13 protein-coding genes and 1 riboswitch are annotated in these 13,119 nt (G+C 53.6%); all 13 genes read right to left on the reverse strand.

Annotated elements, in window-relative coordinates:
* Nucleotides 1–10: 10 nt before the first annotated feature.
* Complete coding sequence (gene sufC, locus AC6CHQ_RS09095; RefSeq protein ID WP_092055842.1) at nt 11–790, reverse strand: Fe-S cluster assembly ATPase SufC; 780 nt, start codon at nt 788–790, stop codon at nt 11–13.
* A gap of 264 nt (nt 791–1,054) precedes the next feature.
* Nucleotides 1,055–1,246, reverse strand: a complete 192-nt coding sequence (locus tag AC6CHQ_RS09100) for a YuzK family famiily protein (protein WP_481170325.1) — start codon at nt 1,244–1,246, stop codon at nt 1,055–1,057.
* Nucleotides 1,247–1,344: 98 nt separating this feature from the next.
* A complete protein-coding gene (locus AC6CHQ_RS09105) occupies nt 1,345–2,565 on the reverse strand; it encodes a dicarboxylate/amino acid:cation symporter (protein WP_092055840.1) in 1,221 nt (406 codons plus the stop codon).
* A 413-nt stretch (nt 2,566–2,978) separates the two neighbouring features.
* Nucleotides 2,979–3,836 (reverse strand): MetQ/NlpA family ABC transporter substrate-binding protein, encoded by an 858-nt coding sequence (locus tag AC6CHQ_RS09110; protein WP_498081381.1) that lies wholly within the window; start codon nt 3,834–3,836, stop codon nt 2,979–2,981.
* 46 nt (nt 3,837–3,882) lie between these two features.
* Nucleotides 3,883–4,551, reverse strand: coding sequence for a methionine ABC transporter permease (locus tag AC6CHQ_RS09115; RefSeq protein ID WP_092055836.1), 669 nt, complete (start codon nt 4,549–4,551; stop codon nt 3,883–3,885).
* The gene (locus AC6CHQ_RS09120; RefSeq protein ID WP_251239407.1) at nt 4,544–5,569 is read right to left on the reverse strand and encodes a methionine ABC transporter ATP-binding protein; all 1,026 of its coding nucleotides are present in this window, start codon (nt 5,567–5,569) and stop codon (nt 4,544–4,546) included. The genes AC6CHQ_RS09115 and AC6CHQ_RS09120 overlap by 8 nt, the downstream gene beginning before the upstream one ends.
* Nucleotides 5,570–5,654: 85 nt before the next feature.
* A riboswitch (SAM riboswitch) is annotated at nt 5,655–5,763 on the reverse strand.
* A gap of 75 nt (nt 5,764–5,838) precedes the next feature.
* Nucleotides 5,839–6,138 carry a thioredoxin family protein gene (locus AC6CHQ_RS09125; protein WP_092055832.1) on the reverse strand — a complete coding sequence of 100 codons (300 nt, stop codon included), beginning with the start codon at nt 6,136–6,138 and terminating at the stop codon, nt 5,839–5,841.
* Nucleotides 6,139–6,151: 13 nt separating this feature from the next.
* Nucleotides 6,152–6,490: a toprim domain-containing protein gene (locus tag AC6CHQ_RS09130; RefSeq protein ID WP_092055830.1), complete on the reverse strand. Its 339-nt coding sequence runs from the start codon at nt 6,488–6,490 to the stop codon at nt 6,152–6,154.
* Nucleotides 6,491–6,619: 129 nt separating this feature from the next.
* A complete protein-coding gene (gene gcvH / locus AC6CHQ_RS09135; protein ID WP_063183712.1) occupies nt 6,620–7,000 on the reverse strand; it encodes a glycine cleavage system protein GcvH in 381 nt (126 codons plus the stop codon).
* Nucleotides 7,001–7,072: 72 nt separating this feature from the next.
* Nucleotides 7,073–7,429: an arsenate reductase family protein gene (locus AC6CHQ_RS09140; RefSeq protein WP_092055828.1), complete on the reverse strand. Its 357-nt coding sequence runs from the start codon at nt 7,427–7,429 to the stop codon at nt 7,073–7,075.
* 93 nt (nt 7,430–7,522) lie between these two features.
* A complete protein-coding gene (locus AC6CHQ_RS09145) occupies nt 7,523–9,310 on the reverse strand; it encodes an acyl-CoA dehydrogenase FadE (RefSeq protein ID WP_092055826.1) in 1,788 nt (595 codons plus the stop codon).
* Nucleotides 9,311–9,407: 97 nt separating this feature from the next.
* Nucleotides 9,408–10,583: an acetyl-CoA C-acetyltransferase gene (locus AC6CHQ_RS09150; RefSeq protein WP_092055824.1), complete on the reverse strand. Its 1,176-nt coding sequence runs from the start codon at nt 10,581–10,583 to the stop codon at nt 9,408–9,410.
* Between the two features lie 28 nt (nt 10,584–10,611).
* Nucleotides 10,612–12,999 carry a 3-hydroxyacyl-CoA dehydrogenase/enoyl-CoA hydratase family protein gene (locus AC6CHQ_RS09155; RefSeq protein ID WP_092055822.1) on the reverse strand — a complete coding sequence of 796 codons (2,388 nt, stop codon included), beginning with the start codon at nt 12,997–12,999 and terminating at the stop codon, nt 10,612–10,614.
* Nucleotides 13,000–13,119 lie beyond the last annotated feature (120 nt).

Here is a 13,119-nt window from a genome sequence, read left to right on the forward strand (position 1 = left end):
TCCCCTTCCGTTATGCTTCTTGTCCGATTGTTTCATCTTCGATGCCAAGCTCTTCCTTGATCCAGTCATAGCCCTGTGCCTCAAGCTTGTGAGCCAGTTCAGGTCCGCCGGATTTGACGACGCGGCCCTGCATCATGACATGGACGTGGTCAGGCGTGATGTAGTTGAGGAGGCGCTGATAGTGCGTGATGATCAGGCAGCCGAAGTTCTCACCGCGCATCTCGTTGACGCCTTTGGAAACGACTTTCAGCGCATCGATGTCGAGGCCGGAGTCGATCTCGTCGAGGATGGCGAATTTAGGCTTCAGCATCATGAGCTGAAGGATTTCGTTGCGCTTTTTCTCACCGCCGGAGAAGCCTTCGTTCAGGTAGCGCTGTGCCATATCCTGATCCATTTCGAGTGTATCCATCTTGCTATCGAGTTCACGGATGAACTTCATAAGCGAGATTTCGTCTCCTTCTTCGCGCTGTGCATTGATCGCGGAGCGGAGGAAGTCGGCATTTGTCACGCCGGAGATTTCACTTGGGTATTGCATTGCGAGGAAGAGACCCGCCTGGGCGCGTTCGTCGACTTCCATTTCAAGTACGTCTTCGCCGTCCAGTGTGACTGTTCCGGCAGTGACTTCGTATTTTGGATGCCCCATGATAGCCGAAGCGAGCGTGGACTTCCCTGTCCCGTTCGGTCCCATGACAGCATGGATTTCATTTGTATTAATAGTCAGGTCGACGCCTTTCAGAATTTCCTTGCCTTCAATTTCGACGTGCAGACCTTTGATTTCGAGAGTAGACATCCGAATACCTCCAGTATGGACGGCAATGCCATCCTTATTTATCATCATTCTAATCTTAACTGAAACTGGGGATGCTTGCAAATCATTTAGACGAGACACATAAGTTGGTCCTGGAATCGCGAAAATCCTGTTATTTAAAGGATTCCAGGCAACTTTGGCCTTCAGTGAAAGTCATTTTCAATTATCGCCTGCCATTGAGAATGGTAATCAGATTGACAAAAGGACCGGCGCTTAAAGCGGCGGTCCTTTAATACGGGTTCATTATTATTCGGTCATTGTCTGGTGATGGCCACCCGTTTCCGGCCTGCTGCCGAAAGATTGGCTGAGGGCGTATTCCCGCTCCCGCTGCTTTTCCACTTCCAGCTGAAGCTTCGGATTCATGCGGTAATCCTCATAGCCGATGCCGTGTGTACTCCGAAAACTTTGTGCCATCCTGTCCGTATACTCGAGCCTCATGGGGTCGATAATGAACCATTCCTTTCGATAATGCCGGCTAATGCCGGTTTGATTTCCCTTCTAGTGTACCCCATCTCCACACTTCAAAACAGGGAAAATCAGACTGTTTTCGTTCCTGCCGCTGCAGGTGAAGAAGCGGCCTCTTCCGAGTTTGCAAAACGGTCTGTGATGATGGCAAGCGCTCCGTCCCCAGTTACGTTCGTCGCCGTACCAAAGCTGTCCTGTGCCATATAGAGAGCGATCATCAGAGCAATCATCGGCTCTGTGAAGCCAAGCATTGAGGACAAAAGGCCTAGCGCCGCCATGACAGCTCCGCCCGGAACGCCGGGTGCTGCGATCATGGTCACGCCGAGAACGGCGATGAATTGCATCATCGGGCCAATTGTGACGGGCGTACCATTCATGAGCATGACACCGATCGCACAGGTTGTCAGCGTGATCGTACTGCCCGACAGATGGATATTGGCGAACAGTGGTACCGTGAAGTCAACAACCTTGTCCGACGCTCCGGTTTTGCGGGCCTGACGGACGGTGACCGGAATGGTCGCCGCGGAAGACTGCGTGCCGAGCGCCGTAAAGTAAGCAGGTGCCATCGTTTTCAAGAGGCGGAACGGATTGCGCTGTGTGAGCGCCCCTGCCGCCGTGTACTGGAGCAGAAGCATGAACAAGTGCATGGCGATGATCAGAACGAACACCATTGCGAAAACCGAAAGGACACTTGCTACCTGTCCGGCGTAAGTCATATTGAGGAAGACGCCAAAGATATGGAACGGCAGCAGCGGGATGATGACACTGCTGATCGTCTTCTCGATCAGATTCTGGAATTCCTCAAACACGCTGATCAATGTCTTGCTTCCGGTCGCAGCCATCCCGATTCCCATCAGAAACGCAAAGATGAGAGAAGTGAGCACGCCCATGATCGGCACGATCTCAAGCTCAAAGAACGCCGAAGCCAGTGCTTCCGACGGGTCGCTGATTCCATCAACAGAAGGAGCGCCGATCAATCCAGGAAGAACGTTGGATGCCACGAAAAACGCCAGGATACCCGCAATGATCGTGGAAGCATAGGCCAGTCCGGTCGAGAGACCCAGCATCTTCGCGGAACCTTTGCCGAGCTTGGCAATGCCGGGTGCAATAAAGCCGATGATGATGAGCGGAACGACGAAGCTTAGAAATCCGCCGAACAGCATATTAAATGTCGCGCCGAGCTCCACGAACCAGAGCCCATACTTTTCCGGGATCTGTGTGAGGATCGCGCCGATGCCGACCGCCAGCGCAATGGCGATGACGATCCGGCCGAGCAGACCGATTTTCTTCATGATGAGTGTTCCCCCTAAAAAGACACTTGTTTTTTTGATGTGACCACTTTATCACATTCCCCCAGCCGTTAGAAGGCTTGGTCACTTATTCAGAATACATTTTCTTGTTAGCGGTTACAACAGGAAAAGACAGGCAGGCAGAACAAAAGCGCAAGCGCCCGTTCAGCAGCGTACAAACTGGAGCCCTTTACAATGAGGTAAAAGAAACACGGTGAGGAACGAACCGATGTTGACTTATCGCAATCGAGAAGGGTGAAGTTTGCCAGTTGCTGGGCGCTGAAGCTGGCCGTGAATGCCGCCTGAATAGCTGTTATCCACAGAGTGACAATTTATAATTTCCTAAGCACTAAAAAAGCCGCCGCGCCGGGATATGTTTTAAATCCCGGCGCGGCGGCCTATTTTGTCCAATTCAATTATTCTCCGTCAACAGGTACGACCGAGCCGCCCCATTCTTCAACGATGAAGTCCTGAATTTCCTTGGAGCGGAGCACTTCGACAAGTGCCTGGATCTCTTCATTTTCTTCGTCACCGCTGCGGACAGCGATCACGTTGACGTAAGGAGATTCGGAGTCCTCGAGTGCGATTGCATCTTCCAGCGGGTTGAGCCCGGCGTCAATCGCATAGTTGGAGTTGATAAGGAGCGCATCCCCTTCATCCTGATTGTAGAGCTGAGGCAGGAAGGATGCTTCATAATCTGCGTCGAACTCGAGGTTTTTCGGATTTTCTACGATATCTTTGACCTCTGCCGCAGTCTTGTCGACTCCCTCATCAAGCTTGATGAGGCCCTGGCTTTCCAGCATGGAAAGGATCCGGCCATGGTCAGCAACCGAGTTGCTCATGAGAATTGTTGCGCCATCCGGCAGATCTTCGAGCGAATCGTGCTTGTTGGAATAGATGCCGATCGGCTCGATATGGATGCCGCCTGCATTCACGAAGTCATAGCCGTGGTCAGCCATCTGAGTTTCAAGATAAGGAATGTGCTGGAAGTAGTTCGCACCAATTTCTTCAGATTCTAGGTCCTCGTTCGGGAGAACATAGTCCTGGTAAGTTTCGATTTCAAGCTCGATACCTTTTTCCTCGAGAAGCGGTTTTGCCTCTTCCAGGATGAGAGCATGCGGAACGTTGGATGCGCCGACAACGAGTTCCTTTGGCTCACCGCCGCCTTCCCCGCCTTCGGATGTTCCTGAAGACGTGTCATCTCCGCCTGCACCGCATGCTGCCAGAGCGAGTGTTCCAGTCGCCAAAAATAGTCCTGCTGCAAATTTCTTCATGATTGTTTCCCCCTTGGGTTTTGTTATTGTTTTTTAATAAAGACTTTTAGCGTTTGTCCGTCCGCTTGACCAGGATATCCCCGATCCACTGGATGGCAAAGACAATGACCAGGATCAGGATCGTGGCGACTATTGTCACGTCGGTCCGGCTTCTCTGAAATCCGTCCAGATAAGCCAGGTTGCCCAGGCCGCCTGCACCGATGATTCCTGCCATCGCCGTATATCCGACAAGCGCAATTGCCGTCACAGTGATGCCGGAGATCAGCGCCGGCATCGATTCCGGAAGAAGCACTTTCCGAATGATGGTCCACGTGGTCGCCCCCATGGAACGCGCAGCCTCAATGACTCCTTTGTCGATCTCCGCAAGTGCGATCTGGACCATCCGTCCGTAAAACGGCGCGGAACCGATGATCAGCGCCGGCAGGGCCGCATTCGGGCCGCGGATCGAACCGAGCAGGAACTTCGTCAGCGGAATCAGCAAAATGATCAGGATAATAAATGGAATCGACCGGAAGATGTTGACGAATGCCGCTGTGATCAGGTTGGACAGCCGGTTCTGATAGATTCCTTTAGGACCTGTCAGGAAAAGCAGGATGCCGAGCACGAGCCCGATCAGGAAAGTGAACAGTGTAGCAACTGCTGTCATGTATAGGGTCTCGAGCGTAGCTTCCCACATCTTGTCCCAGTCAACGTTCGGAAACAGTTGTTCAATCACGGTCGATCACCTCTGTTTCCACGCCTTCCGAGTGAAGGAATTCCACTGCCTCGGTAATCGCTGACTCATCGCCGGCCAGATTCAGGATGATGGACCCGAAAGTCCCGCCATGCGTCTGCGAGACATTGGCCTGCAGGATGTTGACATCGATGTTGAATGTCCGGATGAGCCGGGCAAGTACAGGCTCTCCCGTACGTTCGCCGACAAAGCCCAGACGGATCAATGTGCCGTCCGGGTTTTCCTTGATCAGTTGCCCGATCGCCTGCTTTACATCAGGTGACTCCGTGACCTGTGAGACAAAACGCTTCGTGATCGGCTGCTGCGGCGAGCGGAAGACCTGGAGTACATTCCCCATCTCGACGACCCGGCCTGCCTCCATGACCGCCACCCGGTGACAGATTTTCCGGATGACGTGCATTTCATGCGTAATCAGCACAATCGTGAGGTTCAGCCGCTTATTGATATCTGTGAGAAGGTCCAGGATCGAATCGGTCGTCTCCGGGTCGAGTGCGGAGGTGGCTTCGTCGCAGAGCAGTACATCCGGATCATTGGCCAGCGCGCGGGCAATCCCGACACGCTGTTTCTGTCCGCCAGAGAGTTCGGACGGATAGGCGTCCTCTCTGCCCTCAAGGCCGACGAGCCGGATCAGCTCCCGTACTTTCGGCTCCCGATCCACTTTTTTCACCCCTGCAATTTCCAGAGGGAATGCAATGTTCTCCGCAACCGTACGGGACCATAGCAGATTGAAGTGCTGAAAAATCATACTCACCTTCTGGCGGGCCTTCCTCAGATCCGCCCCGGAGACCGAGGACATTTTCATGCCGTTTACAGTCACGTTGCCGCTCGTCGGCTTTTCAAGGCCATTCAGCATACGGATCAGTGTGCTTTTACCTGCACCGCTGTAGCCGATGATGCCGAATATCTCCCCTTCACGGATTTCAAGATCCACCGCATCGACCGCGGTGAGTGTCCGGTTGGAAAGCCGGAACTGTTTGGTTATCTGTTCTAACTTAATCATTTGGTCACCTCTGTAATAAAAAAGACCTGTCTGCGGGCAGGCAGACAGGTCGCGCAGCCGTTCCGTCTCAGGTCCGGCGCATTTCCTCTCATCTGCCAAAGCGCTTGCGCTTTGAGTGATTTGGCACCATTTCACGTTTCCGTGACGGTTGCCGGGCTTCATCGGGCACTTCCCTCCGCCGCTCTCAATAAGAGTTTCCGTATTCGTTTAGGTTCATCCGTCTGTAGGATGACTGATGGATGAAACTATATCATAGCGCCTGATTGGCGTCAACTTAATTTTTCATAGAGATATGGGACCGACTGGAAAGCATATATCTTCTCCACTTCCCTGCCCTCTTTTGCAACCAGAAGGCACGGAACGCTCTCCACAACATACTTGGCGGCAACTTCTTCATGATAGTTGAGGTCGGCCTTGCCCAGTTTGACTTCCGGAAGGAGTTTTTCCACGACCTCCATCATCCTCGACGCCACCTGGCACGTCCCGCAAAGCGGTGTATAGAGGTAAAAAGCGGCCGTGGCCGGGCTTTTCGATGCTTCTTCAAATTGTTGCAGATTCCATTCTTCCAAACATGCTCATCCTTTACAGCAGAAATTCGGTCTTGATTTCGATGTTTGCCGACAGGAGCTCTTCCGCGAGCACACGGAGCGGCGTTGTCGCCACCTCCCGGTATACGCGGTCCGTATACAAATGCCGGGCTTCCGGATACTCTCTCCTGAGTAGCGCCCGCAACTTTTCACCGGAACGGTCGGCATCGAAAAACGCGTAGATATCCGCACCTTCGTACGGTTCGAGAAGTTCTTCGATCCTGGTCGGGCTTGCCGTTCCGTTCGTGCAGATAATATCCACCGGTTCATCCAGTAGCCGGGAAATCCGTTTCCTGTCTGAGCTGCCTTCGACGATAATTACTTTGTCGTTCATCCTGATCCCTCCACGAGCACACCGTGTGATTCAGGACTCATCCGGTTAAGGCTTCGGCTCCGGACGGGGTCCTTCTCTATTAGAAGATGCAAAAAACGCCGGAAGATGCCGGCGTTTCCTGCATGCAGGTCAGCCCTGCGTCATTTGATCGTATTGTTCAGCAGACATAAGCTTATCGATTTCCGAAGAATCAGACGGTTCAACAACGACCATCCACGCCTTTTCGTAAGGCGATTCGTTGACGAACTCAGGGCTATCCTCGAGATCTTCGTTCACTTCAACGACAGTGCCGCTGATCGGTGCATACAGTTCGGATACCGTCTTGACCGACTCAACGCTTCCGAAAGGCTCGTCCGCCTTGATTTCGTCGCCAACTTCAGGCAGTTCGACGAATACGATATCGCCGAGTTCAGCTTGCGCAAAATGTGTGATACCGATCCGGGCCTTGCCGTCTTCAGTCTTGACCCATTCGTGTTCTTCAGAGTAGCGAAGTTCTGTTGGTGTGCTCATTCTGACCCCTCCAGGAATTAGTTATCCATCCATCTCAGTTTGCCATACAGCGGCAGGAAACTCAATAGTCGCTTAATTCCATACGGATTCAAAATCCGCTTCCCGGAATCCGACGGTCGCTTTTTCACCGTCAAAGACGATCGGACGCTTGATCAGCATCCCGTCAGAGGCGAGAAGACTGATCTGCTCATCCTCAGACATCCCGGGAAGGCGGTCTTTGAGACCGCCTTCCCGATAGACTTTCCCGCTTGTGTTAAAGAATTTCTTTAGCTCGAGGCCGCTTGCAGCAATAATTTCCCGGAGCTGTTTTTCGGACGGTGGCGCGTCCTTGATATCGATTTCATCATAGTCCACCCCATGCTCATCCAGCCACTTTTTTGCCTTCCGGCAGGTGGTGCACTTCGGATATCCATAATATGTGATCGCCATTCCCTTGCCTCCCTGCTTCTGCTCATGGGACAAGTATAACAAAAAGCAAGCCCGTTCTGCTTGATGCAGGCCGGGCTTGTAAGAATAACCGGTTCAGACTGTGTATTTAAGGGCTTCGTTCAGCTTGTCTGCCGCTTCACGCTTCAGAGGAATAAGGTTCTTCGGCGTGTAGCGGGTGAGTTTGCGAAGAGCGGACAGCATCATGCGCTGGTTGTCGCCTTCAACGGAAGCGATAAGAACTTCCTTCGCTTCCTGTTCGATGCGCTGCATCGCTTCCTGGCAGAAGACTTCTGTGTAAAGGACCTTCTGGCGGGATTTCTCCTCACCATCTCGGCGGACCGCTTTTTCGGAGCGGAGCAGCGCGGATTCCATCGCGAAGATATCGTTTGCGATGTTGGCAATGTTGACGAGGACTTCCTGCTCGTCTTCAAGCTTCGTGCCAAAGCGCTGTGCAGCCATGCCTGCCGCGAGAAGGCCGATTTTCTTCGCATTCTTCACGAGGATTTTCTCTTGCGCGAGTGCTTCGTCGCCCGGCTCTTCCGGCATCATCATGAGCAGCTCTTCCTGAAGGGACTGGGCTTTCTGGAGAAGCGGCAGTTCACCCTTCATCGCTTTCTTGAGGAAAGTGCCCGGCACAAGAAGGCGGTTGATTTCATTCGTCCCCTCGAAGATCCGGTTGATGCGGGAATCCCGGTACGCACGCTCGACTTCATATTCCTGCATATAGCCGTAGCCGCCGTGGAGCTGGACCGCTTCGTCAACGACATGGTCGAGTGTTTCGGAACCGACGACTTTGTTGATCGAGCATTCGATGGCGTATTCAGCGATGGCCTCTGCGATTTTGCGGCCGTCTTTCTGCTCTTCTTCACTCATCTGTCCCATGCGGTCGTCAAAGTAGCCGACCGTGCGGTAGATGAGACTCTCGGTCGCATACAGTTCGGAAGCAAGCGTCGCGATCTTTTCTTTCGTGAGGTTAAAGGAGGCAATGCTGCGCTTGAACTGCTGGCGCTCATTCGTGTATTTGATGGCCAGTTCAAGTGCCCGCTTGGAACCGCCCACGCCGCCGACACCGAGCTTGTAGCGTCCGATGTTGAGAATGTTGAACGCGATCACATGGCCGCGCCCTTTTTCGCCGAGCAGGTTTTCGACCGGCACTTCCGCATCCTCGAGGATAAGTGTTCGGGTGGAGGAAGACTTGATTCCCATCTTCTTTTCTTCTGCCCCGACGGATACACCCGGATAATCTTTCTCGACGATGAACGCGGTGAAATGCTCGCTGTCGATCTTGGCATACACGACAAAGACATCCGCGAATCCGGAGTTCGTGATCCACTGCTTTTCACCGTTCAGGATGTAATGAGTGCCCGCTTCGTTCAGCTTTGCAGTTGTACGCGCACCTAGGGCGTCCGAACCGGAACCCGGCTCTGTCAGCGCATAAGCGAAGATTTTCTCCGCGGTGACGGAAGGCGGAAGGTACTTCTGTTTTTGTTCTTCGTTACCGAAGAGGACAATCGGAAGTGTTCCGATGCCGACATGCGCCCCGTGAGTGATGGAGAAGCCGCCCGCGACGGACATTTTTTCTGTGATGAGGGCCGAAGAAATCTTGTCGAGGCCAAACCCGTCGTATGCCTCAGGAATGTCCGCTCCCAGAAGACCGAGCTCACCTGCAGATTTCAGAAGCCGCACGGAGTTTTCAAATTCATGGTTTTCAAGCTTGTCGATGACCGGGAGAACTTCGTTCTTAACATACTCTTCCGTCGTCTTGGCGATCATTTTGTGCTCTTCCGTGAAGTCCTCCGGAGTGAACACCTGATCCGCGTCGATGTCCTCAATGAGGAATGCGCCGCCTTTGACGAGCACCTTGCCTTTAGTTTCAGCCATATTCGTTTCCTCCTTGTTTTTTGTTTTATGAGAGTGGGGTTTTCCCACTTTTGAATTAAATGCCTGTCGGGCCTGGACAGCCGCCCTCCGCACTTACTTACAACATTTCGAATACGCCGGCGGCTCCCATGCCTCCGCCGATGCACATTGTGACGACGCCGAACTGTTCGTTGCGGCGCTTGAGCTCGTTCATGAGCTTGAGCGTCAGGATGGCTCCTGTCGCGCCGAGCGGGTGGCCGAGAGCGATGGCCCCGCCGTTGACGTTGACGATCTCTTCATTCAGGCCAAGGTGGCGCATGACCTGAAGCGACTGCGAAGCAAATGCCTCGTTGAGCTCCCAAAGGTTGATGTCTTCAATGGACAGTCCCGCGAGTTTCAGCGCTTTCGGCACAGCTTCGATCGGTCCGATGCCCATCACTTCAGGCGGAACGCCGCCGACCGCAAACGACCGGAACTTGGCGATCGGTTTCAGCCCTTCCGCTTCCGCCTTTTCGCGGTCCATGATCAGAACCATTCCCGCTCCGTCCGATGTCTGGGAAGCATTGCCCGCAGTGACCGATCCCTTCACATTGAACGCCGGGCGCAACTTGCCGAGGGTTTCCATGTTCGTGCCTTCCCTTACGCCTTCGTCCATATCGAAGATGAAGGTCTCTTCCTTCAGTTTGCCATCCGGCCCGACTGTGCGCCGGATCACTTCGACCGGCACGATTTCGTCCTTGAACTTGCCATCGCGGATTGCCGCGGCGGCGCGTTCGTGCGAACGGACCGCAAATGCATCCTGATCTTCCCGGCTCACACCGTATTTCATCGCGACCTGCTCGGCAGTATGGCCCATGCCCATATAGTACTCAGGCGCCGTTTCCGCCAGTGTCGCGTTCGGACGGATCGTATTGCCCATCATCGGAACCATGCTCATCGACTCTGTGCCTCCCGCGAGGATCGTATCCGCATGGCCGAGCATGATCTGGTGCGCCCCGTTGGCGATTGTTTGCAGGCCCGATGAACAGAAACGGTTCACGGTCACTGCAGGCACAGTGTCCGGAAGGCCAGCCAGCCCTCCAATCAGCCGGGCGACGTTCATGCCCTGTTCCGCTTCCGGCATCGCGCATCCGACGATAAAATCATCGATCGGCCCGTCATAGCCTCCTGCGCGCCTGAGGGTTTCCTTTACCGCAACCGCCCCGAAGTCATCCGGGCGGACCGTAGCGAGGGATCCTTTCTTTGCTTTTCCGACCGGCGTCCTGGCACCGGCCACAATCACTGCTTCACGCATGGTTCATCCTCCTCTGTCTGTCCTCCGCTCAGTTGCGGAGCGGCTTGCCTTTTACGAGCATGTGCTGCATCCGCTGCTGGGATTTTGGTTCCGCGACCAGCTGCAGGAACGCCTCCCTCTCCAGGTTGAGCATGTATTGTTCATCGACTTCCGTACCATACGGCACTTTTCCGCCTGACAGGACGAAAGCGAGTTTCTTTGCAATCTTGAGATCATGGTCGCTGATATAGCCGGACAGATGCATCCCTTCAGCACCGACCATCATCGCGGCATAGCCCGGCTCCCCGGCTACCGGAATCGTGCGCTTTGCAGGAGGCGTGTAGCCCGCTTCATGAAGTGCAAGCGCTGCCTGTTTCGCGTCATAAATCTGATGGTCGCGGTTGGCGCTGACGCCATCCGACTTGCCGAGGAAATTGTTCTCCCGCGCCTCCTGTCCGGATGTCGAAACTTTCGCCATCGCAATCGTCTCGAAAACTTTCGCCGCGATATCGACGTAGTCTGCCTTGACTCCGTTCGGCATTCCTTCGAGATGTTTTCGGTAGAGGCTGATGTTTCCTCCCCCGCCCGGGATCAGGCCGACTCCAGTTTCCACCAGCCCGATATACGTTTCCATAGTTGCCTGGATGTGCGCAGCAGGAAGCGTGATTTCCGCACCGCCGCCAAGTGACATGCCATGTGGTGCGACAACAACCGGCTTTTTCGAATAGCGGACCTTCATCATGGCGTCCTGGAAGGACTTGATCATGAAGTCCAGCTCGAAGATGTTGTCGTCCTGTGCTTCCATGAGGATCATGCCGAGATTCGCCCCGACCGAGAAGTTTTTGCCCTGGTTGGCGATGACAAGCCCCTTGTATTGATCGCTGCTTTCCACTTCATTCAAGGAATCGAGAAGCATCTTGATGACGTCCGGACCGAGTGAGTTCGCCTGGGAGGTAAACTCCAGCAGAGCGATGCCATCACCGAGGTCGATCAGGCTTGCGCCAGTGTTCTTCTTGATAACCCCGTGCTTCGCTTTCCACTTTTTCAGATCAATCTCTTTTTCGTTCATCTGGACCGGTGTATAGCCTTCACCGTCAAAGTACTTGATCGTGTCATCTTCCGTTTTATAGAAGGAACTGTTGCCGGAATCCAACAGCTTCTGTACAAACGCCGGAATGTTCCGGCCTTCTTCCTTCATTTGTTTGACGGATTTTTCTACTCCGATCGCATCCCACAGTTCAAACGGGCCCTGCCTCCAGCCGAAGCCCCACTTCATGGCATTATCGATCGATGTGATATCATCCGCGATCTCCCCGACTTTCTCCGCCGAATAGATGAGTGTCGGAGCCAGGATGTTCCAGAGCAGTTCCCCTGCCCGGTCATTCGCGTAGACCAGTGTCTTCAGCCTGCCATCGCCCTTCTGCTGCTTCGCCGCTTCGATGGAAGGCGCTTTCAATTTCTTCTGCGGCGAGTACTCAAGTGTAGCAGGGTCGATTTCACTGATTTCTTTGCCTTCCTTCAAATAGAAGCCCTGTTTTGATTTTGCGCCGAGCCAGCCGTTTTCCACCATCTTCACGAGGAAATCCGGCGTGCGGAACACTTCCTGCTCCTCGCCTTCCGTCTGGTCGAACACGTTTTTCGCGACATGGACAAATGTATCCAGCCCGACCACGTCGAGCGTACGGAACGTTGCAGATTTCGGACGGCCGATCAGTGTGCCCGTGACAGAGTCCACTTCCCCGACCGAGTATCCACGCTCCGTCATTTCACGGAGAGTCACGAGAAGTCCGTAAGTCCCGATCCTGTTGCCGATGAAGTTTGGTGTATCCTTCGCAATGACGACGCCCTTGCCTAGCCGGTTTTCTCCGAAGCGGACCATGAAGTCCAGTACTTCCTGCGAGGTCCCCTTCGTCGGGATGACTTCCAGCAGCTTCAGATATCGTGGCGGGTTAAAGAAGTGAGTACCGAGGAAATGCTTGCGGAATCCTTCCGAGCGCCCTTCGGCCATTGCCTCGATGCTGATGCCGGAAGTGTTCGAAGAGACGATGGCATGCTCAGATCGAACCCCTTCGATCTTTTCGTAAAGCGCTTTCTTTATCTCCAGATTTTCAACGACAACTTCGATGATCCAGTCTGCATCCTTCAGCTTTTCCAGATCGTCCTCAAGGTTCCCTGTTGAAATGAGCGAAAGACTTTCTTTGGATGCGAGCGGCGCCGGTTTCTGCTTTTTCATGTTTTTGATGGCCTGGTCCGTCAGCCGGTTGCGGACTCTTTTGTCTTCAAGCGTAAGGCCTTTTGCTTCTTCCTCGGCTGTCAGTTTGTTTGGCACGATATCCAGCAGCAGGACGGGAATGCCAATGTTTGCAAGATGGGCCGCTATGCCGGAGCCCATCACTCCTGAGCCGATGACGGCTGCTTTGTTGATTTGGTGAGCCACGTGATTGCCTCCTCCTAGTTTGAATGAATGCTCATTCATTTCATTGCCAAAAAAATAGGCAAGTGCTTTATCCATAGTTTAGAATATTTCATCACAATGCGCAACATACCAATTGAAAAA

The organism is Bhargavaea sp. GQ12 (genome assembly GCF_059758705.1).